This window comes from Roseiconus nitratireducens (assembly GCF_008629675.1).
GTDB classification, from domain to species: Bacteria; Planctomycetota; Planctomycetia; order Pirellulales; family Pirellulaceae; genus Stieleria; species Stieleria nitratireducens.
This window is the reverse complement of record NZ_VWOX01000005.1, coordinates 244657-269107: the sequence shown is the minus strand read 5'-3', so window position 1 is coordinate 269107 and position 24451 is coordinate 244657. Positions and strand designations below refer to the sequence as shown.

At 60.7% G+C, this 24451-nt stretch carries 13 protein-coding genes; 9 read left to right on the top strand and 4 right to left on the bottom strand.

From position 1 onward, the window contains the following. Window positions 1-378: 378 nt before the first annotated feature. From FYK55_RS11165 to FYK55_RS11155, 3 genes are all read left to right on the top strand, one after another. On the top strand, window positions 379-849 hold the full coding sequence (locus FYK55_RS11165) for a CBS domain-containing protein (RefSeq protein WP_161604436.1): 471 nt from the start codon (window positions 379-381) through the stop codon (window positions 847-849). Between the two features lie 3 nt (window positions 850-852). Then, window positions 853-1341, top strand: coding sequence for a CBS domain-containing protein (locus tag FYK55_RS11160; protein WP_150076483.1), 489 nt, complete (start codon window positions 853-855; stop codon window positions 1339-1341). Window positions 1342-1479: 138 nt separating this feature from the next. Further along, a complete protein-coding gene (locus FYK55_RS11155; RefSeq protein WP_235908611.1) occupies window positions 1480-3330 on the top strand; it encodes a chloride channel protein in 1851 nt (616 codons plus the stop codon). A 287-nt stretch (window positions 3331-3617) separates the two neighbouring features. On the opposite strand, the gene FYK55_RS11150 is transcribed toward FYK55_RS11155, so the two are convergent. Together FYK55_RS11150 and FYK55_RS11145 are read right to left on the bottom strand one after the other, a co-directional pair. After that, window positions 3618-5411, bottom strand: coding sequence for a hypothetical protein (locus FYK55_RS11150; RefSeq protein ID WP_161604435.1), 1794 nt, complete (start codon window positions 5409-5411; stop codon window positions 3618-3620). Window positions 5412-5551: 140 nt separating this feature from the next. Beyond that, a complete protein-coding gene (locus FYK55_RS11145; protein WP_150076481.1) occupies window positions 5552-7408 on the bottom strand; it encodes a multiheme c-type cytochrome in 1857 nt (618 codons plus the stop codon). 225 nt (window positions 7409-7633) lie between these two features. Between FYK55_RS11145 and FYK55_RS11140 the strand changes: the two genes are divergently transcribed. Genes FYK55_RS11140 through FYK55_RS11125 form a run of 5 tightly spaced genes read left to right on the top strand, consistent with a single transcriptional unit; the run spans window position 7634 to window position 15928 of the window. Continuing rightward, the gene (locus FYK55_RS11140) at window positions 7634-8590 is read left to right on the top strand and encodes a hypothetical protein (RefSeq protein WP_235908610.1); all 957 of its coding nucleotides are present in this window, start codon (window positions 7634-7636) and stop codon (window positions 8588-8590) included. 27 nt (window positions 8591-8617) lie between these two features. Next, entirely contained in the window at window positions 8618-10228 is a 1611-nt protein-coding gene (locus FYK55_RS28990; RefSeq protein WP_161604434.1) for a cytochrome c3 family protein, read from the top strand. Then, the gene (locus FYK55_RS11135; protein ID WP_161604433.1) at window positions 10225-11604 is read left to right on the top strand and encodes a multiheme c-type cytochrome; all 1380 of its coding nucleotides are present in this window, start codon (window positions 10225-10227) and stop codon (window positions 11602-11604) included. Before FYK55_RS28990 ends, FYK55_RS11135 begins: the two co-directional genes overlap by 4 nt. Then, complete coding sequence (locus FYK55_RS11130) at window positions 11601-13427, top strand: NAD(P)H-dependent oxidoreductase subunit E (protein WP_235908609.1); 1827 nt, start codon at window positions 11601-11603, stop codon at window positions 13425-13427. The genes FYK55_RS11135 and FYK55_RS11130 overlap by 4 nt, the downstream gene beginning before the upstream one ends. Window positions 13428-13456: 29 nt before the next feature. After that, entirely contained in the window at window positions 13457-15928 is a 2472-nt protein-coding gene (locus FYK55_RS11125) for a cyclic nucleotide-binding domain-containing protein (protein WP_235908608.1), read from the top strand. Window positions 15929-15963: 35 nt separating this feature from the next. On the opposite strand, the gene FYK55_RS11120 is transcribed toward FYK55_RS11125, so the two are convergent. Further along, window positions 15964-17841 carry an adenylate/guanylate cyclase domain-containing protein gene (locus FYK55_RS11120; protein WP_150076477.1) on the bottom strand — a complete coding sequence of 626 codons (1878 nt, stop codon included), beginning with the start codon at window positions 17839-17841 and terminating at the stop codon, window positions 15964-15966. Between the two features lie 258 nt (window positions 17842-18099). Between FYK55_RS11120 and FYK55_RS11115 the strand changes: the two genes are divergently transcribed. Continuing rightward, window positions 18100-22470 carry an FG-GAP-like repeat-containing protein gene (locus tag FYK55_RS11115; RefSeq protein ID WP_161604432.1) on the top strand — a complete coding sequence of 1457 codons (4371 nt, stop codon included), beginning with the start codon at window positions 18100-18102 and terminating at the stop codon, window positions 22468-22470. 43 nt (window positions 22471-22513) lie between these two features. On the opposite strand, the gene FYK55_RS11110 is transcribed toward FYK55_RS11115, so the two are convergent. Further along, window positions 22514-24247: a hypothetical protein gene (locus FYK55_RS11110; RefSeq protein ID WP_235908606.1), complete on the bottom strand. Its 1734-nt coding sequence runs from the start codon at window positions 24245-24247 to the stop codon at window positions 22514-22516. Between the last annotated feature and the right edge of the window lie 204 nt (window positions 24248-24451).

Here is a 24451-nt window from a genome sequence, read left to right as displayed (position 1 = left end):
TTTGCACAGCGAACATGCAGCCCCGCGGGCGGATCCACACACCGGTCAGTCGCCATCATGTCCAGAAATCGGAATCCCCAACAGGCAGCGGATCGATTCCATGTTCATGCGGCTGAATCGCCTCCGTTATCCGCAGCTTAGGGAAAAGCGGTTCCGGCACGCGTCACGCCCGATCGGACTTGGTCCGTGCGGTGCACGCGTGGTGGGAACGTTGGCTCCGGGTTGCCTGTTCTCATCGTCACTAGCGGTGGTCCCGCGTTCCTATTCCGATGGGCGTGGGGGCGCCCGGTGGTGCCGCGGAGGCTTGGGCGGGTGATGAAACCTGGGCAGTCTGTGGAGCCGGTTCAGGATTGGCTTTTGACTTCGGAGGAATCAGCCATGGGCTTTCGAGAGGATCTTTGTGATGAATCCCTGGACGCGTTGGCGATCCGCGATGCGATCGCGGTGCGACCGTTAACGTTGGTTCGAGCGGCGATCGCGGCGATGCGAAGTCAGTCACTGGGCTGCGTGGTGATCGTCAATAACGACTATGCGCCGACCGGAATTTTCAGTGAGCAATCGGTCATCCAACTGCTGTTGCGTGGGGCGTCGTTGGATGAAACGTCGGTCAGCGAATTTGCCGACCCCAATTTCTTGTCGCTTCCGATCACGACTCCGATCTCCGTCGCTTGGGATGCCATTCAGAGCGAGGGGGTGCGATTCATCTGCGTGACCGACACGTCCGGTCGGTTGGTCGGGCTGACTGGACAGCGGGGGATCGCGGAGTACGTGTCGGATTGTTTTGCGGGTCAGGTGGCGGTCCAGCGTTTGGGCAGTCAGCCTTGGATGTGTGCACGCGAAGGAGCATGAAAAATGAACGGCAACCAATCTTCCGAACCGGTTTTGTTTGAAGACCCGATGGCGAATTATGAGCCACGCGTCTACTCCAGCGACCTGGAACGGGCCCTGGGTGAAGAAGAGGTGGCATCGATCCCGTCGCAGCCCTTCGTGGTCATTGGTCCAGACGCAACGGTCCGTGACGCATTGCAGGTGCTGGCCGATCACAAGGTTTCCAGTCTGCTGGTGGTCGAAGACGGGCAGCTGCAAGGGATTCTTACCGAAAGAGACGTGTTGGAGCGTGTTGCCGAACGCTACCCGAAGGTTTCGGAGCGACCGGTCCGCGAGGTCATGACCACCAATCCGACGGTGGTGTACGAGACGGACCCGGCTGCCGCGGCCGCGGCAGCGATTGCCGTCGCTGGCCACCGCCACGTCCCGGTACTCCGGCTGGACGGCAGTGTGGCGGGGATCGTTGGTCCCCGCCGAATGATGACGTTCATTCGCAGTCGGGATCTGGGCTGAACCCAGGGCTGCGGTCGCATCGACGGTCCGACTTCACGGTCGACAAAATCGGCTTCCAGGCCGTCCCGGTGGATTGCCAATGTGCGAGGAAAGGATCACGCTAGGTGTCCTCGCTCATTCTCGATCCCCAACAGTTAAGTGAAAGACGCCCTTCACCGGTTTCTTGACGCCTTTGACATGCGTGTCTCGGGGCGGTGGTTTGTTTTTTCCATCTTGGTTGGAATCGCCGTCGGGATCGGCGCCATTGTTTTCTACCTGCTCGGCCAAATGGTCGTCCGGTACTCGTTGGGAGAGTTTGCCGGGTACATGCCGCCGGTAGCGGGGGGCGAGCGCGCGTTTTTCGGGGAACCCGACACGCCGTTTCGACCCTGGATGATCGTGTTGGTGATGACGGTCGGTGGATTGGTTTCCGGCGTGATCGTCTATTGGCTGGCGCCGGAGGCCGACGGAGCCGGCGGAAACACGGTGATTGACGCGTTTCACAATCGCCGGGGCGTGATCCGCCCGCGCGTCCCGGTCATCAAGACGATCGCCTCGGCGATCACCCTGGGCACAGGCGGGTCGGGCGGCCAGGAAGGACCGATCGCTTTGGTGGGGGCGGGCATGGGGTCCTGGCTGGGAACGACACTGGGGCTCTCGCACCGGGACCGTCGCATCCTGCTTGCTGCCGGAATGGGCGCGGGCGTGGGCGCGATCTTTCGAGCGCCGTTGGCCGGAGCCATCTTTGCGGGCGAGATCCTGTACAGCGACGCCGATTTGGAAGCGGATGTGATTGTCCCGGCGGCAACGTCATCGATCGTCGCCTACAGCGTCTTCACCCAAATCCTTCCTCAGGGAACCCGTTTCACCCCACTGTTCGGCCGAGAGCTGCATCACACGTTTTCGTCCCCCATCGAGTTGTTCCCCTATGCCTTCCTGGCGGTGTTGCTGATTCTGGCCGGGATCTTGTACGTCGTCACGTTCGAGAGATTTGGCGTTTGGTTTCGGCAATTGCCGATCATTCCCCATTTGCGTCCCGCAATCGGTGCCGCCCTGGCGGGGCTGCTCGGGATGGCGATGTTGTATTCGTTTGGCGGTGACGTCCGAGCTTTGGCGGTCCTGGGAACGGGCTACGGAACCTTGCAGCAGACGTTGATGGAGTCGGCTGCGGTGGGGGTGCCGCTGTTGCTGTCGATCGCGCTGGTCAAGATCGTCACGACGTCGCTGACGATCGGTTCGGGTGGATCGGGTGGTGTGTTCGGTCCGTCGATGATCATCGGCGGTTGCTTGGGAGCCGCCGTCGGGCTCGCGTTTCACGAGATCTGGCCGAGCGTCGTGGCCGAACCGGAGTCCTTTGCCGTCGTCGGGATGGCCGGCTTCTTCGCCGGCGTCGCCCGAGCGCCGATTTCGACGATCATCATGGTCCGTGCATTGACCGGGGACTTCGGACTGCTTGTACCAACCATGCTCGTGACGTCGCTAACGTTCGTCGCCTGCAGCCGCTGGAAACTGTATCGCCGCCAGGTCCCGACGCGGATGGACTCACGGGCCCACCGAGGAGATTTCATTGTCGATGTGCTGGAGGGGCTGAAGGTCCGCGACGTCTACGAGCAAGGTCGAAAAATCATCCTGATTCCCGAAGGGATGACGTTGGACGCGATCATCCACTGTCTTGCGGAAAACAACCAGCACTACTTTCCGGTCGTCGATGCCCAGGAACGGATGGTCGGAATCTTTACCGATGACGATGTCCGGTCGTACTTGTTTGACGACTCAATCTGGTCATTGGCCGTCGCCAGCGACGTCATGAAAAGCAAGTTTGTCAGTGTCTCTCCCGATGACGACCTGAACACCGCGCTGAAGCGGTTCACGTCGATGAACTTGGACGAACTTCCTGTGATTTCACCCGATGAGCCCGGCCGATTGATGGGCATGCTCCGTCGGAAGGAGACCATCACGGCCTACAATCAGAAATTGATGGAACACAAACAGGCGGCTGCCGAGGGCTGAACGGTGATCGTGCCCGCTGGCAAGAAAACGCCAGACAAGGCCTGCCTGGACACCGCTGCTTGGCGTAGCCACGATCGCCAGAGCGTGGGATTTGCCGCAATGCGACCATCTGGCGACGGTCGCTACGAGGGATCCAACTTTGTAACCAGGGCCTGGCCGTACATCGCCACATTCGATCAAAAACAACGCGATTTGCAGTGCAATGAGCGGCAAGACGCTCGCCGCCGGTTGAGGCGAGAAAACCCGCGGGTAGCGCCACGCGGCTCACCGGAATTCGCGCTGTTCAGCTAGTTGCCGTCCGCCGAGGCGTCGGAGATCAAGGGTCGAAGGTTCCGAAGTTCGGTGACGAAACGGTTTGGGTCGTAGTCGGCTCGGCGTTTCAGGTCCGCCTTCAGCGAATCCGGATAGATGAACTGACTCCGTCCCGATGGCAATGAAGCATCGACGCCCGTTACTGACGCATCACCCAAGCGACGGACCTGTTCCAATAGTGCAGCGGCGTCGGGCTGAAAGTTGGCCAATTCGCCCGCGATGGATTGCATCGCCCATGCAATCTGTCGTGCCGAATCGTAGGTCACCAGCGCTGCCGCCGGGGTGGCTGCCAGGGAGGCCAGCACACGCCGAGCCAAGTTGCCGTCGATGGGACGTGCTTCGGCCGCCGCGATCAGCTGGTCGACTTGATCGCGAAGCGCCGCGGCTTGCTCCCGCACCGCATCCGGATTGCCGAACGGACGATCGGCAAAACAGCGTTCCAACTGGTGTTCGCGATTGATTGCTTGCGAAAAACGTTCCGGCCCGGCAACCTGATAGGCGACGGTTAACAGCGGAAGGGGCCATTCGTGAGGACGCGGCCGTCCGGGCGCGTCGCGGAACCCTGGTGAATCGAGCATCCGGCGCTGCCGGGCACTGTCGGATTTCAGTTCATGGTGACAGGCGGCACAGTCATACAGGGCATAGTCGGCCCACCGGTCGGCAGCGGTGGATTCCAGCAGCAAATCCAATTGCCGTCCCTTCGCCTGGAGTGCACCGATCAAAACTTTTCGCGTCGCCCAGTGGTTTTGCTCGATCGGCAGCGAGTCCGTAAGTTTGGGATAATTCAATGCGAAGTAAGCTGATCGATCCGGGGACGCGGCGAGCGATCGATACAGTTGTGCCGGTGTTTGCCAATGCTGGGGCATCTGATCGCAGAACGTTTGTAGTTCGATGGACGGCAGCGGCGGATGGCCTGCCGCATACATCGAATGAGTCACAAACATGTGCTTGTCGCGGTTGCCGATGTGGCAATCGAAGCACAAAGCGGCCTGGTTGGAGGTGGAAACCAGGTCCTTCATCCCCAACGATTGTTTCTCGGCCGGAGGTTTCAGTCGCCAGTCATCGGGGCGTTGGTGCAACAACGCCCAGGCATCGCGATCACCGTTCTGGTGGCAATGAAGGCAGTCGATTCCCAACTGCGTCTGCTCCGGGGACGCATCACGCTCAAATCCGCCAGCTCCAGGTTGGTGTCCTCCGTGGCACGTCAGGCAATCTTGACGGAATCGGTTGTAGCCCTCCGGCGTGTCAACCTGGTCGACGCCATACAGTTTGTCACAGATGCGGCGGCTGAGCTGATTGCTGGTACCGAACCATTGACGGATCGCGGCTTTGTCAAAGCCCAACTTCGACGGATCCAGTTGTCGGCTTTGGCCGGCAAACGCGCGCACCGCTTGGGCCTGTTTCTCCGACAGCCACTCGGCCAGCTGGATTGCCTCCGCTTCGCGATCTTCCGGCTTCAGCGGCTCGATCCGTCTCCGGGCGATTGCGTGTTTGTCCCGTTCCAGCCAGTACATCATTTCCTGGCGGCGGACAAAACTGGTCAGTTTTCCACCGGCGATTTCTCCCTCGCCCGGCCCGTCGACGTGGCAACGAACACACTCACCGACCAACGGGTAGGAAACCCACGTCATGTAGACGGGGTCGCTCAACCGATCCTCAAGCCTTGACGATGGAATCGCCTGGGCCATTGCCGAGACGCCCCCGATCAGATTGATCAGGCAAACAAACGCGACGATCGGCGTCAACGGGATCGTGTTTCGTTGATTCATGCGTTTGCTGGGTTCACGTGACATCGTTTCACCCCGATCGAAACGTCCAGCGGACGATCGCTTTACGTTCGGACGGACGTTCTGTGGTGTGGCGTGCATTGATGGCGGAGACGCGGCGGCGGAAACAAGGCACATCTGATTCATTCGCCGTTGGGCGCTTCCAGATTCTGGAACAGGTTTTCCAGTTCGCGCCGAATCTCTTCCCGTGATCTTAGCTTCGGTTTCTCCGGCGTGTCATCGTCGGGTGCGGCTTCGGACGGCCGCGACTTCATTTCATCCTGCAGTTTCTGGTTTTGTTCCAACCAACGACGATCCACTTCCTTCAGCAAGGCTTCCAGGCGTGGTGGGTCCGTTTCGTCCGGTCGCCACGGCCGGTCGTCCCATCCCGGCTCCGCCGGCTGCGGTCGCACCGGACCCAGCCAACGCGACAAACTGATCGCGAGCGCACGGGCGTCGTGGCGGGCCAGCACTTCGTCGGATTCGGCTTTCGAAAACTGCGGGCTGTCCAAAGAATCGGGATAGCGGAGTCCGACCCTCAATCGGCGGGCGGTGGCCAAGGCGGCGGGTTGATCGGCCCATGCCAGACGCGCCGCAACGGCGGCCAGGTACCATTGCGCGGTTGATTCCCAAGTCTGAAACGTCTCGGGATCTCCCGCAGCGTTGGCAGCGATCCGTCCCAGATGTTCGCTTTGCATCGGTGCTGTGTTGCCCGAGGGTGCCAAGGCATCAAGCCACCGCGACAGCAAGACCCGGGCGTGGCCGCAGGCCGCCACCATCCGTTCGGGATTCGGACGCGGGGATTCATTCAGCAGTGCGCGGACCTGATCGAGCGCCTCGAGCAATTCGGAATCAAGCTGCATGGCGTGCTGATGGTCCAAGCGGTCTTGGATCACCCACCGCAGCCCGGCGGTGTCCCAATCCGATGCCCTGGCGGTCGCGGAGCGATCCGTCGTCAGGGGCATGCGCCGCGTGTCAAAGCCCAGCGAGTGGTGGCAGGAAGCACAATCCATGGCAGCGAGTTCTGGCCACTGGCTGATCGAAAGAGATTCGGAAGCGCGCGACTGCAGCAATGACAAATGGGCGTCGGCGGCCGCAATTTGTCCGGCCAGCCACTGTTGTGCTTCATTGAGGGGACCATCGGGATCCCCGTCTTCACGCCAGTGTTTGGGCAGTCGCGCGTGGAAGGTGGCGAACTCGTATCGCAGTGGTGGATGTCCCGCTGCGATGATGTCGTGATTCATGTCGCGGTCTTTGTCACCGACGTGGCAGGCGGCGCACATTCGGGCCCGGGCATACAGATTTGCCGCCGGCACGAAGCCCAAGGACGTCGCGTGTTCGGCGTCGAAGTCTTGCCGGGTGTGTGCGCCAATCCAATGTTGTGCCGGTCCGTGGCAGGCGGCGCAGCCGACACCTTCCCGGCGAAACGTCTGAACGACATCGTCCGCCGAGTGAATTTCCGTACCGGTTAGCGACCGATTGAATCGCTGCATGCTGTTGTGACAGGCCAGACAATTGTCGTACCCCGATCGATCCAGGATTTGGCTGTTGACGTCCAGGATTCCCAAACGACGCATCATTTGCACGCTTGGTGGGCTGCAAAGCGTCCGCCAGCTGCGTGCGTGCGGGTCGTTTTCCAGCCACAGCGTGTAGGCTGCGCCACGTCTTGCGTGCGGCTGGGCAACGCCCGGGCGTGGTCCACCGTGGCAGCTGGCGGCGGCGCAGGACTGGGCGCCGCGGACCACAAGATCGTCACGTAGAATGGGGCCGTGCAAGCGGTCCAGTGTCAGAGAATCCGCTACGTTGGGCGTGGCGGAGAACGGAATGCTTGGCGTTGTCAGCGGAGTGGCGCTGCGGGAGGCTGTCAACGTCAGGTTCCGTCGTGGAACGCCGTCTTGTGCGGACGTTGACATGCCGGTGGCTACGATACCGCCGATCACCAAGATACGGATGGCGACGCGGAGTGCGGCGAAACGGTCGGGGTGGGAAAAGAATTTCATGGCGGCGGCTGGCGACAAAGGAGAACGCCTTTCAAAATCGTTATCGTCATCCGTTGCGACTCAATGGCCGCGTTTTTGGATGTGCCGGTCGGCTTTGCGCAGATCTGCAGGAATGAGTCACGTTGCACGGGTGTCCGCGGAACGGATTGGTACGGTCAAATCAATTGCAGCGACTGAATTCGTTGTGTCGTCAGGAAGCTCTCCCGGGAGAAATGAACTTTGATTGTGTCGCGTGGTCAGCTGAAATTGCACCTGGGGTTCGCGATTCCCGTTGCGGTTCTCACGGCCGTCTGCATGACACTTTACTTCCGACAGTCGCTGGCGGCGGGGACGTGGGTGGGTGGAGGCAGTTGGTCAGGCTTGTTGTGCGGCGTGATCGCGGGCGCCATTATTTTGTCGGAGATGCTGCTCTGGCCGCGCAAGGCATTGCGGCGGTTTCGGCTGATTCCCACGAAGTACTGGATGGCGGCTCACCTGTGGATGGGTCTGGCATCGCTACCGCTGGCGATCGTGCACTGCGGGTTTCACCTGGGCGGTTGGCTTCCCGCGACGCTGCTAATCTTGCTGGTGTTGACGGTCCTCAGCGGCGTCTATGGTTTGGCCGTGCAGAACGTTCTGCCGCGATGGATGCTTCGGCATCTGCCCAGAGAAACCATCTACAATCAGATCCAGTTTGTCAGCGACCAGGCGGTGCGGGACGCCCGACAATTGTTGACCCGGGCCTGCGGTCGCAACGTGGCTTCGATCGAGACGGCAGTCGCCGATCCGGAATTGCTGCCGGCCGGGGCCGTCGTGGTGGGGGCCGTGCGTCAGGCCGGGAAGACGCGGGGGAAAACGTTGCAGACGCGGCATGTCGCGGAAGGACGTTTCGATCGAGAAACGCTGTGGTCCGCTTTTGACCAGATCGAACCTTACCTCCGTGAGGGTGATCGCGTGGAATCGCCGGTGCGACAGTCCTACGGCGCGGACCGGTGGTTTCGTCGACTCCGCGAAGCGTGCCACGAAGAAAGCCAGCCCGTCATCGACGTGTTGCAGGATTTGTGCGACCAGCGGCGTGAGTTCGATCTTCAACGTCGGGTGCACCGACTGTTGCACACCTGGTTGCCGGTGCACATCGGATTGTCAGTGGCCGTGACGATTCTGTTGGGGATTCATGTTTGGACCGCACTGAAGTTCTGGTAATCGAGCTCCAACCTCCACCACCTGCCAATGTCTCTGGAAACCGGAAAACAGCGATCCGAACGCATCCAGATCGACTATTACCGGAAGCGGGACGATCTTTCGCGCTGGCGATTTGTGTGCATTGCCGGCGCACTGGTGGCGAGTGGGGTGTACGCGGCGTACCTGTTCGGCTGGTCGGGCAAGGCAACAGAGCAACGGATCACGCAGTTCAGCACCGGACCGCTGTCATCGGTTCATGCCCATTTCGAAGACCGCTGCGAAGCATGCCATCTGTCGGGGACGCCGATCGATTTGCAGGCGACCGCAGGCCCCGCCGACTTTGGGCCCGCCGAAGCGCTGACGCTGCTGGGAATTGATCGCCAATCGTCCTTAAATCATCTGGAGTCGGTTTGCCAGCGATGTCATCAGGTCGCCGCACATCACGACGAACGGATGACCCAAGATGGCCAGGACATCGACCGAAATTGCTCGCTGTGTCACGCCGAACATCGGGGCGCCGAGAAAGATTTGGTGGCCGTCTCGAACGCCAAGTGTGCCATTTGCCATCAACGTTTGTCGCGAGTCTGCGTTTCGTCGCCACGCGTTGATGAGTCCACCGTCGCATTTGATCGATCTGGTCACGGCGATTTCCAATCCCTGAAGGATCCCGATCCGGGGCGAATCCGATTCGATCATGCACAGCATCTTCGCCCTGGGCAGGTGGAACCGGGGCAACGAGGCGGGACGACGTACGCGGCCTTATCGCCACAGTGGCGTCGCCGCTACGACAGAGGGCAAGAAAGTGGCGCCTCCGCGTCCGACGACGCACCGGTGCAATTGAATTGTGATGACTGCCACCAATTGTCCGGCAACCCGGAGGGCCGCAGCACCCAGGGCGCCGACTTGGAACTGGGCCGATACTTCCAAACGATCAGCTTCGAACAACACTGCGTGGGTTGTCACGGAATCTCTCCCGGTGTCGCGACTTCTGATGCCCCCTTGTTGCCCCATGCCGCCCCCTGGGACCAAGTCGACTTGTTGTTGTCGGCGACGATTCTGGGTGCGCGGGCGCGCGGCCAGGCGCGACTTCCCGGCGACAACTCGCGTCGCGAACCGCTGCCGGGCATCGGAGTCGGGGCGGCGCCGGAGACGGTGTCCACGCGGTTACCCGACGGCGTCCTGGATGCGGCGCGTCAACGTGTCCAAGCCCAGTGTCAAACTTGCCACCTTCCGGAGGACTACACTGATCAAGCGATTGCCCGGGTGGGACGACGGAATGCTGATCCGATGATCCCTCCGCGGTGGTTGCGAAAGGGGCTGTACGATCATGCCGCACACCGCAGCATTCAATGCGAATACTGCCATGCCGCGGTCCACCAGGCGGGCGAGACGACCGATCCGGTGGATCAGTCGCAGGTCATGATCGCCGGCATCGAGTCATGCGTCGCTTGCCATCGACCGGCCAAGAATCCGTTGCCGCAATCGGTATCGCCAGAGATCGAAGCGATGTTCGGGACGACGCCGACTTGGGGATCGGACGACTGCACCCTTTGCCATCGCTACCATGGTTTCGACGCGGCGCAGGAAGCACCCGCGGGATCCGTCACGATTCGGCCGGTCGCAGCGGTCCGTCCGCCCGACTCGGAGGCGGCACCATGAGATGGCTGGCGATCGTTGGGTTGGTCGCGGGAACCGCAGGTGCTTGCCTTGGCCAGTCGTCGGCGTTGATCGGAGATGTCACGTGCGCGACGACGACGTGTCACGGCAATCGGATCGGGGCGGGGCCAAAGTGGAATCATTCCCTGTCGACATTCTTGGCGAATGATCCCCACGCCCTCGCCGGACTTGTGCTGACCACGCCGGCTTCGCAGTCCATCGTGGGGCGGTTGGATGCCGATGCCAAATACCCTTCGCGCCGTTATGACGCGGTTCTGCGAGAACGTTGCTTGAGCTGCCACACCACGGCCAGTTCGGCGGATTGTTCTGGTGGCGATCCGATCGCGGCAACGATGCTGGCTGGTGGTGTTTCTTGTGAAGCCTGCCACGGCCCGGCAAAGGATTGGTTGCATCCGCATCAATGGGATGGGTTTGACGCGTCAACAGAGATGGCTCGAGACGCCGGGATGCGCGAGACCCAATCGGTGATCGGCCGGACTGAGACGTGCGTGCGCTGCCACGTCGGATCCCGAAGGGACGACGATTTGATTCGCGACGTCAATCATGATCTGATTGCGGCCGGGCACCCGGCGCTTCGGTTCGACCTGCTGATCTACGATCGTAATCTGCCGGAACACTGGGACCGGACGCGTCCGAATCAAGCGGGGTTTGAGCAATCGGCGTTGCGGACCCGGCAGGTATCACGGGCGATCACCCTCGCCGCTGCAGCGGAACTGGCGGCCGAACGGGCGGAGGATTCCCTTGCGGACGCATCTTTGCCCTGGCCGGAGTTTACCGAATACGATTGTTTCGCCTGCCATCAAACTCTGCGGACTTCATCACCACTGGCATCGCCGGACGGGATCAGTGACGGATTGCCGATCTGGAACGCCTGGTACACGGCAGGGCAAATCGACCTTCGCGGCCGTCGCGAAACCTTGGAACTGCTCTCACCGCGGGAGTCCGATCCCGAGCGAATCTCCCGGATCGGTGCACAGCTGGCGCGGCGGTACCGAGAACATGCCGAACGGTTGGAGGGCGATACCGCCGATCCGGCGGAGGCATTGCAACAAACGGTGGGACGTCTTTCCCGTCATGCTCCGTCCGACTGGCATTCCGCGGCTTCGGATTACCTGTTGTTGAGGGCCGCGGTCATCGATTTCGAACGAACCGTTGATCCTCGAACCGCCCAAGCATTGAAAGACGCGATGACGGCGCTTGAGAAAACATTGCGTTTCACGAATGCGGACGACGACGGCCGGCCGGCTGAACAGCGAAATGTTTGGCATTCGCCGGTTCATTTTCAACCACAGGCCTTTCGCCGCGTGGTACTTCAACAGTTGCAACCTCAACTCCCCGTGAAGCAGGAAGCGGAATGAACGAGTCATACAACACCGACGGGTTCCGAACGGAATCGTTGATCATTCCTGCTTTGCATGAGCGACAGAATGCGCGGGGTGGCTACTTGACGTCCGCGGACATGGCGGCGGTCGCAGCGGAGATCAATCAACCGTTGCATCGGATTCAGGCCGTCGTCAGTTTCTATCCACATTTCCGTACCGAGCCGCCGCCGAAAGCCTGTGTCAAGATCTGCCGCGACATGGCATGTCATCTGAATGGCTCGGTATCGATGACGGAGCGGATGAAGGCGTGGTGCCAACAGGAACACGGCGCCGAGGTCGAGGTCGAAGGGGTGTCTTGCCTGGGACGCTGTGACCGTCCGCCCGCCGCGACCATCAATGATCAGTTGATCACCGCCGGGGATGAGGCTCGAATGAAGGCTGCGATCACGAGCGTGTTGCGAGACGAGGATCCGCAGCCTGACCTGGATTGGGATCTGGCCGAACCGAAAGTCGGCCGTTGGGAGATGGACTGTTACGGAGGAGTCGGACGCTATGATGCGGTGCGTCAATTCCTGGCACAGGGGGCCGATCCCGACGTCGTGCTGGCCGCTTTGGAGAAGGCCAATTTGTTGGGAATGGGCGGTGCGGGTGGTCGGGCGTACAAGAAGTGGCGGGACGTGCTGGACGCCACCAGTTCGCACGGCGAAAAGTTCATCGTTTGCAACGCCGACGAAAGCGAACCGGGCACGTTCAAGGACCGCGAAATCCTGTTGGCCGCTCCACATTTGACCATCGAGGGCGTGATCCTGGCCGGATTGGTGGTGGGGGCGAAGCGAGGCTGGATTTATGTCCGCCACGAGTATCCCGAGCAAATCGAACGCTGCGAGAAGGAGATTCGACGAGCGACGGAAATGGGGGCGTGCGGTCGAAACCTGTTCGCCAGCGGACGGGATTTTCACCTGAACGTCTTTCCCAGCCCCGGAGGCTACATCTGTGGGGAACAGACCGCGTTGATCGAAGCGATGGAAGGTAAGCGTGCCGAGCCGAGAATTCGGCCTCCCGAATTGCAAACCAACGGGTTGTACCAACAGCCGACGTTGCTTTCGAACGTGGAAACGTTTGCCTGGGTCCCGGCCATCTTGCGAGACGGCGGGGAATGGTTCGCGGGTCGAGGTTTGAAGTCCGGACCGCTTGCGGGGACGGCCGGGCGGCTGGTGAAGGGCAAACGTCTGTTCTCTGTCAGCGGGGACGTTGCCAGGCCGGGCGTTTACGAAGTGGAGAATGGCACGACGCTAGGCGAATTGATCGATGTTCACTGCGGCGGAATGAAGGACGGCAAACAGATCGCCGCAGTGGCACTCAGCGGTCCGTCCGGCGGTCTGCTTTCGCCACGTGTTCCGATCAGCCAATTGAACCGACGGTTTGTCGAATCGGCTTTGTCGGAGGAACTGAGCGACATGGATGTGCGGGATTTGCCGCTGGATATCAACCTCGCCCGGGCGATCGGCTTCATGCTGGGCGCCGGGATCGTGGTCTATGGAACCGGCTGCGACGTCCTGGCGGAGGCCGTGGCGAACAGTCGTTTTTATCGAAACGAGTCGTGCGGGAAGTGCGTTCCTTGCCGCATCGGTTCACAGAAAATCACCGAGATGGGCGAGGCGTTGTTGGCCGGACGCGTGTCGGAGGAACAGCTGCAATCGTTTCAGCCGACGGCGACCCAATTGGGCGACGTGATGACGGCGACCAGTATTTGTGGGTTGGGACAGGTGGCGGCGGCCCCGATGCAAAGCATCCTGAAGTCGTTTCCCGAGTTAGCGCGTCAGGCTTGCCGCAACGATTCAAGGGAGGCAGAACAATGAGCTCGGACGCCGTACCGAATGACCGACCAATGTTTGACCTGGGTGCCCTGGCCGAAGAGGTACTTCCAGATGACGAGGGGTTGTTTGCCCGAGACGTCGATGGCCAACTGATCCGCGTGGAGAAGGCGACGGCCCGGGAATTGGATGAAAGTTTGTCGCTGACGATCAACGGAGAAACGTTGACGGTCAGAAAGGCGGTTCCGACGCGGGACAGCCAGGGCAACGTCATCAACGACCCGGACGGGGCGCCGGTGCCCCGCTTGACAACCATTTTCGACGCCGCCAGCCGGGCATTCGTCAAGCGTCCCGGTGATCCAAATCCGATTCCGACGCTTTGCCACAAGGAACATCTGCCTCCGATCGGTGTGTGCCGTGTCTGTTTGGTGGAGGCAACCGAGGAGACGCCGCGGGGGCGACGCAGTCGATTGGTCCCTTCCTGCGTGCAGAGGGTCAGCGAAGGGATGATCGTGCACACGATCGACAGCCCGGATCGACAAGCGGCCGCTCGCGTGCGTGCGGCGACCTCCATCGTCGTCGAATTATTGATGGCCGATCATCTTCCCGCCGACGGTGAGGTCGCGCCCGGCAACGAATTGTCGGCCGTCGCCCATCGATTAGGGATCGACCAGTCTCGATTCTGGGCATCCAACGCGCACCGCGGCTGCGACGACAGCAGCAAGATGATTTCTGTCGATCACGAGCAATGTATCCTGTGCGGTCGCTGTCAGCGGGGGTGCAATTGGGTCAAGCACAACGAAGTGATCGGGCGGAGCGGGAAAGGCTATCAGACGCGAATTGCTTTCGACCTTGATGATCCGATGGGCCACAGCAGCTGTGTTTCCTGTGGCGAATGTGCGGTCAGTTGCCCGACGGGCGCTCTGGAGTTCAAACCGACGTTTATCGAGACGCAAATCGCGAGATTGCGCGACGAGCTGCGAAAAGACGGTCAAGACGGCGACATCGTGACGGCGGACGAGCTGATTGGTTACCCGTTGTTCTCCGGCATCCCGTACAAATTCTTGCAGTTCAATGGTGCTGCGGTTGTCCGTCGTCGGCTGGAAGCTGGCGATGTGCTTTGCAGAGAAGGCGATTACGGATCGACGGCCTTTGTGATCATGGACGGCGAATTCGAAGTTTTTTTGTCGGGAACGCGGGGAGCGGTGCGCAATCGACCCGCCGGAGGGTTTTTCGGCTGGCTGGGCGGATTGAAGACGGTCGCTGAGAAAGTCGGTGGGAAGGCGAAACTGGCCGATGTTGGCGCAGCGGCGTTGGGTGAAAATGAACGGATCATTCGAAATCAGGATGACGTGATCCTGGGTGAAATGACGTGCATGAATCGCTATCCCCGCAGCGCGACCGTGGTTGCCACGCGACCCGGCGAGGTCCTGGAGATCAAACGCAATGTGCTGTACATGTTGCAGCGCAATTCCGTCAGCCGACAAATCCTGGATCGCGTTTACCGGGAACGATCGCTCCGCGGACAACTGAGCGGGTTGCCCATCTTTCGATCGTTGAGCGACGAGGACAAATTGAAAGCGGCCTCGTTTCTTCGCGACAAAGCCGATTTGGTCTCCGTCGACCCCGGGCAAACGATTTTTCGACAAGGCGATTTGGCGGATCATTATTACGTGATCCGCTTGGGCTTCGTGAAGATCAGCCAGGAAGATGGCCTTGCCCAACGCGTGCTGAATTACCTGGGGCCCGGAAACGGATTTGGCGAAATCGGTTTGCTCAGCACTCTCGGGGATCGTTGGTCAGAAGAGTTCGAAGATCTTCGCGCGGGGACGCGCACCGCCACCTGTGCCGCACTCGATCACGTGGAACTGATCCGAATCGATGGCGACGACTTTCGGGAATTGTTGGAACGGTTTCCCGAATTGCGCGATCCGTTGATCAGGGAGGCAAAGGAGATCCTGCGGCGCGACGCCGCCGATCGTCACCGATTGCAATCACTCAAGTCCGATGACTTCCTGGACCAAGGGTTGTACTTGGCGCAAAGCCTGCTTGTTTTGGACTTGGAACGCTGCACCCGTTGTGACGAATGCACCAAAGCGTGCGCAGACACGCACCAGGGGGTCACAAGATTGGTCCGCGAAGGGTTGCGGTTCGATAAGTACCTGGTGGCGAGCAGTTGTCGCTCCTGTCTGGACCCCTACTGTCTGGTCGGCTGTCCGGTGGATGCCATTCATCGCAACGGCGATTCGTTGGAAATCGAGATTGAAGACTACTGCATCGGTTGCGGGCTGTGCTCGGACAATTGTCCGTACGGCAACATCAACATGCACGGATTCCCCAAACAGGAAGTGGACGCCAAAGGAAAACTGCGCACGGTCTACCAGGAGATTGATGGGCGAAAACTGCCCGTGGTCCAGCAACGAGCGACGACGTGTGACTTGTGCAAAAGCATCGACGGGAAACCCAGTTGCGTCTATGCCTGCCCACACGACGCTGCTTTTCGGATGACCGGCGAAGAGCTTCTGCGTCGAACGCAAACACAGTGACGCCACGCTGCGTGCTGGTGATTTTCCAACGCCGATTATTTGGTGTCGAAGCGGACCACCGGATCAATGTTTTCGTCGCGATGGGTCAATGCGTCGACGACGCGGCCCAGCAATTGCACGCTGGGGGCGTCCTGAGGATGTGAATGCACCAGGGATGCCAGTTCACGTGCTGCTCCGGTCAGATCGCTGTGGTGGAAGTGCGTCAGCGCCGATTCGTACGCTTCACGGACGGACTGCCAGTCGGCATCGCGGCCGTCACCGATTTCAAACACCGTGACGATCTCTTGCACGCCGAATGGGCGAACATCGGCAAGCCGCCGAAACCCGATCTCCGAGTCGGCATCGGAGGCCGCCGCCGCTGCGGCACGCTCGGTAGCCCCGCTGACGATTGCCGAAACGCCGAACCGTTTGGTCATACCCTGGATCCGGCTGGCAACGTTGACGACGTTGCCAAGCGGCCCGTACTTAAACTTCACCTTGGAACCGGTGTTGCCGACGCGGGCGACGCCAGTATTGATTCCGATGCCAAATCCGAAGCGGTCGGGTGTGATTTCGTGCCAACGGTCTTTCAATGTCTCGCGTTTGCCCAGCATTTTTCTCGCGGCTCGGCAAGCCCGCAGGGCATGGTCGGGTTGCTCGGCCGGTGCACCCCACATGGCCATCAACTCGTCTCCGATGTAGTCGACCAGCACGCCGTCGGTTTCCAGCACGCATTGACTCAATTCGGTCAGCACATCGTTAATCCATTCGATGGTCCGTTCGGCTCCGACGCGTTCGGCGATGGTGCTGAACCCGCGGATGTCGCAAAACAGCACGGTGACTTCCGCGTCGCGTCCGGCAAGCAAGTTGTCATCGCCTTGCAAACGTTCGGTCACCGATGGCGAAAAGAACTGGCCCATGGAGGCCCGCAGCGATTCCTCGCGTTGACGTGCCAGGCCCGTGGCGACGGCCCCGGCGATGACTTCCAACAGGGTCGCTTCCAATTCACCGATCGGTTTGTTGCTGCGTGTCGAATCGAAGCGACGATCGCCGTACAGCACGCCCATGACGTCGCCGGATTCATCCAGCATCGGTGCCGCCACGGCACGGTCGAGCGCCATCATCGAAGATCCGGTCGAGTGCATGTAGGTGCTGGGTTCGTAGATCACCGTTTTCTTGGTGTTCAGTACCCGTCGGCGGAGCAGTCCGCTGCCGCGGGGCATCGTATCGGCCGCCGAATCTTCCGACGTATCGACCGTCATGTCGGTTTCGTAGGAGTACATCGCCCGGACACGCCATTGGCCGTCGTGATACAGCAGCACGAAGGCGCGGTCCAATTCGATCATCGTCGCGGCACTGCGGACCGCCGCCTGAAAGTATTCATCGGAGCCGGCGGATTTCTGGACGACATTCAGCGCCTGGCGAACCAGGCTGACCGCACCCTGGATTCGCGTCGCTTCGGATTGGCCGTCCAGCAGATCGGCCAAACGGCCGCCCTCCTGGGTTTCGGGGACGAACTGCTGACTTCCCTCCAGCGTCCGGAGGGCTTGATCCGCACCGGAAGTCTCCCCGGCTTCGGTCGATTCCAGATCGACAATGATGTCCTCGGCCAGCGAGATCGATGAAGCCGCACGGCCCGTGATCTGCTGGCCCGGTTTGACTTCGTGGGAATCGGGCCGGAGGAAGAAACTGGATCGGCCGTGGATGTTGATCAGCCGCAAGCCATCGGCGTCCTCTTCGATTCGAACCGCTTCACGGGGAACGGCGATCGAACGCAGCGGGGCGATCGCGATGCGGTGGTGGCTGCCCAGATTCTGAAGCCGCATCCAGTCCAGATCGTCCTGCCGCTGGCGGCCGAGTTCCAGCGGCAATGGAACACCGTGAAATTCTTCGACGGTCCCGCCGGATCGGACGGTAACATTGACGTTTCGCATCGAGGCTGACCTGAGGCAATGGAGGGCAAAGATCGACGAAGCGTTGCGTCTCACCCTCAGCGGTAACTGGCTGGACAGCGCCGGTTTGAAGCTGAAATTCGAGCAATTGCGGACTAATGTAGCTTTCGGTCGCCAAACGGTGGCAGTGCCGCAATTTCCACGATACCGCAGATCGACGCTGTCCAGCTAGGATCGCAGAATCAAACGAAGACCCGCAAGTAGCCTAACGAGTCGCCGGAGCATCCGATGCGCCCCCTGATGCCAAATCGCAAGCGGCGTAACGCCCGCAAGTTGCCGCGCCGGTTGCGCGCCGAAGCATTGGAATCGCGACGTGTCTTGGCGACCTACGTGGTCGGAACCACTGACGACTTCTCGGGAGGTGCGTGCGCGGCGGATCCTCCGGCACCCGTCCTGGATTGCTCCCTGCGGTCGGCGATTGAAACGGCTGCAACGAATCCCGGAGCGGACCGCGTGGAAATCCCGGCAGGAACGTACTTGCTGGATCCACAGCTGGGGCCGCTGGTCGTACGGAATGCCGAAGACCTTTCGCTGGTCGGACAGGGAAATTCTGCGGTGGAGGTCATCATCGACGCGCAGCGGCAAAGTCGAGTGCTTGACCTGGTTGCGAGCGGCCCGACCTACACCTTCCTGCTGGAAAACCTGAGCCTTCAGAATGGCGTCGCCAGTGATGGCGCGGGGGGCGGTGGCGTGCGTAGCAGCGTCGCGACGCAGTTGGTGCTGCAAAATGTCGTGTTGCAGAATCATTCCGCCGACCGGCTGGATGTCCAGGTGACCGATGGCGGTGCGATCCTGGCGTTTGGGGATTTGGACGTTTCGGATTCGCGGTTGATCGGGAACAACGCGTCGGGAAACGGCGGTGCGATTTCGGCACTGGGCGCAGGAGCGACGGTCACCATCCGCAACAGCCAGCTGGAGTCCAACCAGGCAGGGGATCCCAACGGAACGACCGGTGACGGTGGCGCGGTGCACGTCAACAACTCCGTCAACTTGGTGCTGGATGCCGTCAACATGTCCGACAACACGGCGGTGGGGTCCGGAGGAGCCATTTCCCTCCTGGGCACTACCGGCATCGCAACACTCAGTGCGTCTGCGTCAAGCTTTTACCGCAATCAGAGCGGAGGCAACGGAGGCGCGCTGTTGGTCAATCGTGGCAGTTTCTCAATGACCAATGTCACGGTCACGGAGAACCAGTCCGCTGGCAACGGTGGCGGTTTGTTCTTCTCCAGCCTTGACCCGCCGGTTTTGCCTTCGATCCTCGCCTCGACGTTCGCCGACAACGTGGCCGTCGCGGGCAGCAACCTCGCGGCCGCCGGCGGTCCGATCCAAGTTCAGTCCAGCATCTTTTCCGGCGGCAATGCCCTATTGTCCAGCGGTGCAATCGTGTCGCAAGGATTCAATCTGGACAGCGGGAACTCCATGGGATTCGATCAGGCGGGCGACCAGGTCAATACGGATCCGAGGCTGGGAGTTTTGGGAGGCTACGGGGGACCGGTTCAGACGCTGCCCCTGCTTCCGGGAAGCTTGGCGATCGATGCCGTGGCCGCAGGCATCAGTCCGGTCGCAGTTGACGCCCGCGGCATCCCGCGTCCACAAGATGGGGACGCTGATGGCAGTGCCCTGTCGGACGTGGGCGCCTTCGAAGTCATCCGTGTCATTCCCCCGACCATTCGGATCAGCGACGTGACCGTCAATGAATCCGACGGGAATGCGTCGGTTGATTTGACGCTGGACTCGGCGACGCCATCACCGTTCACCGTTGGTGTGTTCACACAAGATTTGACGGCGTCCGCCGGAACGGACTACACGGCAACCGACATCGCGGTGAACTTCAACGGATTCACCGGCGAGGTTCAATCCATCAGTGTCCCGATTCTGGACGATCTGCAGGGCGAATCGGCAGAACAGTTCCAAATCGCATTGAGAACGGCCAGCGATCCGACGATCGACACGTCGGCGGTGGGCGTGGTGACGATCCAGGATGATGACGTTTCCGATTTGGTTTCGGAAACGCAATTGATCAGCGCCTCGGATCCGAAAGTCGGTGACACGATCACCTTTCAGACAACCGTCTTCAATGCGGGGCCGAGTCGTGCGACGTCGGTGTCCTTGATCAATTCGCTGCCGTCCGGTCTGAATGCGACGGCGAACCATGGCGCCGTGACGGCTGGCAGCTACGACGTTTCAACGGGGCGTTGGAACCTGGACACGATCGAATCGGGGCAAACGGTGACGTTGACGATCGAGGGGATCGCCGATGTGTCGGCGGGAGCCACGACGGTCGTCAACCAGATCTCCGCGGCTTCCGGCGACCAGTCCGATCCGAGCACCGTCGGCGATCAATTGTCCGACAGCGTTGCCGTCAGGATTGCGGTCAACGCTTCCGCGGATTCGTTTACGATTGCCGAAGATGAATCGGATGCGGCGCTTTTGCGATTGGATGTGCTTGCCAATGACACGCCGAGCGGATTGACAATCATTGACTCCGGTTTCGCGAGTTTGGGGACGGTGACGATCGAGCCGGGCGGGACCGCTTTGCGTTACGCGCCCGATCCGGATCTTTTTGGTCAGGACGTGTTCTCCTACACCGTGGTCGCCGCCGATGGGCAGACAGCAACAGCGAATGTGACCGTCAATCTGACACCGGTGAACGACGATCCGGTCGTGGGCGATGACCAGCTGGATGTTCGGTCGGTGGGGACTTTCGCGATCAATCTTGGTGACTTGTTGGCCAACGACGTTCCGGGGCCCGCCAACGAATCCGGACAGGCTTTGGTGATTGATTCCGTCGCATCGTTCTCCGCGGCGGGCGCGGCCGTGACTCTCCAGGGGAACCAGATTCTGGTGACGCCGGCGGACGATTTCGTCGGGCGAACCGACTCGTTCGATTACAGCGTCCGCGATGAACAGGGGGCAGTCGGTACGGGACGCGTTTCGATCACCTTCATTCCAAATCTGAGCGGGCATGCCTATTGCGACCAAAATTCCAACGGTACCGAGGATGCCGGAGAATCAATTGTTGGGACACGGATCTTCGTCGATGCCAATGGCAACCAAAGTTTCGATGACGGTGAATTCAATACACGAACCGACAGCAACGGAGACTACCGATTCATCGGCGCACCGGCGGGTGATTTCGCCGTGATTGCAGAACGTCCGGCGGCTTGTCCATCCATTCCTGCCAGCCCGGGGGTGTTCCGCACCACGTTTGACGTCGGGAACCTGGCGCGGTCAATGACGGCCGCCGATCGGGATGGCGACGGCGACCAGGACCTGCTGGTGGCAGTGGACTATGACAATGCGTTGGTGGTCGTGCGGAACGACTCCGGCGAACTGTCGCTGGCAGACGAAATCATCATCGGAACGCGTCCGCAGTCGGTGGTGGCCGGTCCTTCTGATATCGGTCAACGTCCCGCGATCGCGGTCGCGACCATCGGTCAATCGGAAGATGGTGGAGCAATCTACGTGGGCAACACCACGTTCACGGAGGTTCGCGCCGCCAATGGCCCGATCGACCTGGTACTGGAAGATCTGGACAACGATGGCACCTTGGAACTGGTCAGCACGTCATTTCGTTCGTCAACGCTGACCGTCTCGGGTAGCGACGGCAGTGCACCCTTTACTTTGGCAACCGGAACCGAGCAGATTTATACGCTGGATGTCGGCGATGTGGACGGGGACGGTGATGCCGACCTGTTGGTTGCCGGAATCGGCTACGGCGATGGAAGTGAAGTCAATCTTTTGATTCAGGATCAACCGCTGCAGTTTTCGGCGGCGATTTCCGCCGGGCCGGCGTTGGATCTGATGAATGCTTATGTCGATGTTGCCGTCGTGGATATTGACGGGGATGGAACGGGGGAACTCTTGACGTTGGACCAGGAGGGGAACCTGCGCACCTTGGCCTATCGCGGAGGAAGCCTGGAACTGCTGGGCGAAACGGCGGTCGCCGCCGACGCGTCGCAGTTCTCTTTCGGCGATTTGAACTCCGACGGGATCGAGGACGTGGCCGTGGCCAGCCTGCGAGGCAACCTGATCAAGTTGTTCGTTGGTCGCGGGGACGGACAGTTTGACTTGATCCAGACCGTGGATGACTTGCCCACCCCGTCGGACCTGCAAGTCGTCGACCTGCAAAACGACGGCTTTGCCGAGATCGCCGTGTTGAATCTGTACGGGGCGTTGACGCCGGGATCGTCGCTGCCGAGCACCATCACGGTATTGCGACTGGATGTCTCGGTCAGCGAAATCACCATCACCCAAGACGAATCCACGCTCGATTATGTGTTCCCGGGCACCGCTCGCACGAGCCAACTTGACGTGACCGGCGACGGCGTGGTGAGTCCGCGAGACGCATTGCACGTGATCAATCGCGTCGGCTGGTGGCAAGACTCGCAAGCCAGCGGCGAAAACGTCGCCCGCATGCGTCAGTCCGCTGACTTGAATTTGGATGGCCAGGTGACGCCGATGGATGTCCTGTTGATCATCAATCACCTGGATCGGCAACACAACCAAGACGCGCTCTCGCAGCGACTTGGCGATTCGGCAGGCCGATCGCTTCGTGCGGAGATGGACCCCGAAGCAACGGATCTGGTCTTTGGGACGCAACTTTTTTGAGGGCCGGGCGATTGTTACCGCTCGATTGCAACCGCGAGACCAGCTATCGCAGGTAATTGACTTGCACGATGGCTTCGTAGTCGAATTGTTCGTCCAATCCGTCGCGGAGCGGAACCGACATTGCGGGTGTGACGACCAAGTTGTTCGAAAGCACCAAGTGCAGTCCCATCGTCGCGTTCAAGATGTTGAAGTTGCGAGACAGGTTGGTGTAGGTCAGCCCGTTGCTGGAGACGAAATCCGATTCTTGCGCGGTCCCGGTGTAATGCAGTTCCGTATTCAAGAGCACTTCCTGCAATGAAAGTCCACGTCGTCGGTGGCGACAACCGCCGCACGAGCGATACAAGGTCTGGGTCGCGGCAACGTCCAACGCGATCAAAGTGGAGTCGGTGAATTCTCCCAGTTTGGGTAAGCTGCGGCCGGTCAGGTCTCCGTAGATTGGATTCCCATTTGCCGCCACGTCGACCTGTATCAAGGACTGCACGCAGAAGTCGTCGTTGACGCGATAGAACACCGACGAGAAGGGCAGCAAGTTGACCGATTCGTTGTGCACCACCAACAGGTTTCGGCCACCACGCTGCAATCTAGAATCGTCGGCCGTCGGCAATGCAACGCCCATCCCCGCCGCCCAGACCAGGTTTTCGGTCGATAGCAGGATGGATTTCAAGATCAACGCGGTGTTTCCGATTTCAAAATCACTTTGCTGTCCGCGCAACAAATCCTGGTTGCTGGCGTAAGTGCCGGCCAAAGGCAGACGCGCCTCCACCGACAACAGCCCATCGACGAGAATGCGTTCCATGCCGAGCGTGTAGCGGCTGATGTCTCCCAAACCCGCGTAGGCATCGTTGAAAAAGCTGTAGTTGAAGGTGCAACGGTCGCGCACCACCGGGCTGTAGTTCTCGCCAATTTTGATTCGCCGGGTCGCCACGCCGGGACCGGGAACGGGGATCAGTCCGCCGCGTCCATTGACACCGTCGGGAGTCACCGGTGCGATGTAATCGTAGGAAACGAACCACTGTTGGCCGTCGGTGAAGATGCCGTTGGCGGCAGCAGTTCCGCCACCATTGCCGACAAACACGGCTTGGCCTGTCGAAGAATCGAATAGGAAGCCTGCGCCGGGAGACGTCGGAGCATCCGAGGTCGGCAAGGGTTCGGCGAGGGCGAACGTGTCGGGGTTGCCGTCGCCAGACGCATCGATTCCCAGCCCGGTCGTGAACAGATCATCGGGAGGACGCAGGTTGGGAGGCAGATCAAATCCCAGGATAGCGTTGGCTTGCCCGGGACCACCGGAAAGCAGATTGCCCGACAGGATGTAGGAGTTGTTGACGCGCTGCACGCCGCCGAAGGCGGACAAGCCGCCACCGAAGAAGTCACCGATCGCCGTTGGTGCCGCAGAGAACGATTCGCGGGTGGCTCCCAACGCTGCGCTGTCCGTGGCAAAGCCGTCATTGATGCCTGTGAAAGCATCGGGTTGGCCCAGTTGCGAAAGCGTTTGCGGCGTGGTCAACGGCTGGGGGGCCGCGGTCGTCGGCGGCTGCAACGTTGGTGCGGCGCCCGGAGGCGGTTGCACGGGAGCCGGAGACGGTGTCGGAGCGACGGTTCCCGGCGGCTGCAACGTCGTGGCCGAATTGGCGGTTTGAGCCGACGTCACCGTGCAGGCCATCAGCGACGTGAGCACGGCGACAACCCAGGCTGTTGCCCGGAACCTGAACGCCGGTCCGTGGCCGAAAATGCGATCGTCAAGATTCGAACCGCTGCTGCTCATGGCCATCGGAATCATCGGAAGAATCGAAACAACCCCATCGGGAGTCAGCATCGACCGGACGGGCGTGAGCAATTGATTCGATCAGAACAATCACCCACGTTTCACAAGCCGGTTGTTCCGGATCGGTAAAATAGGTGGCCTGGGAGATTGGCTTGTGCGGGGTGGGCAGGCGGAGGGAGGTGCTCTCGTTCCCGGGCCCCCGCCCGGGAACGCAGTGCA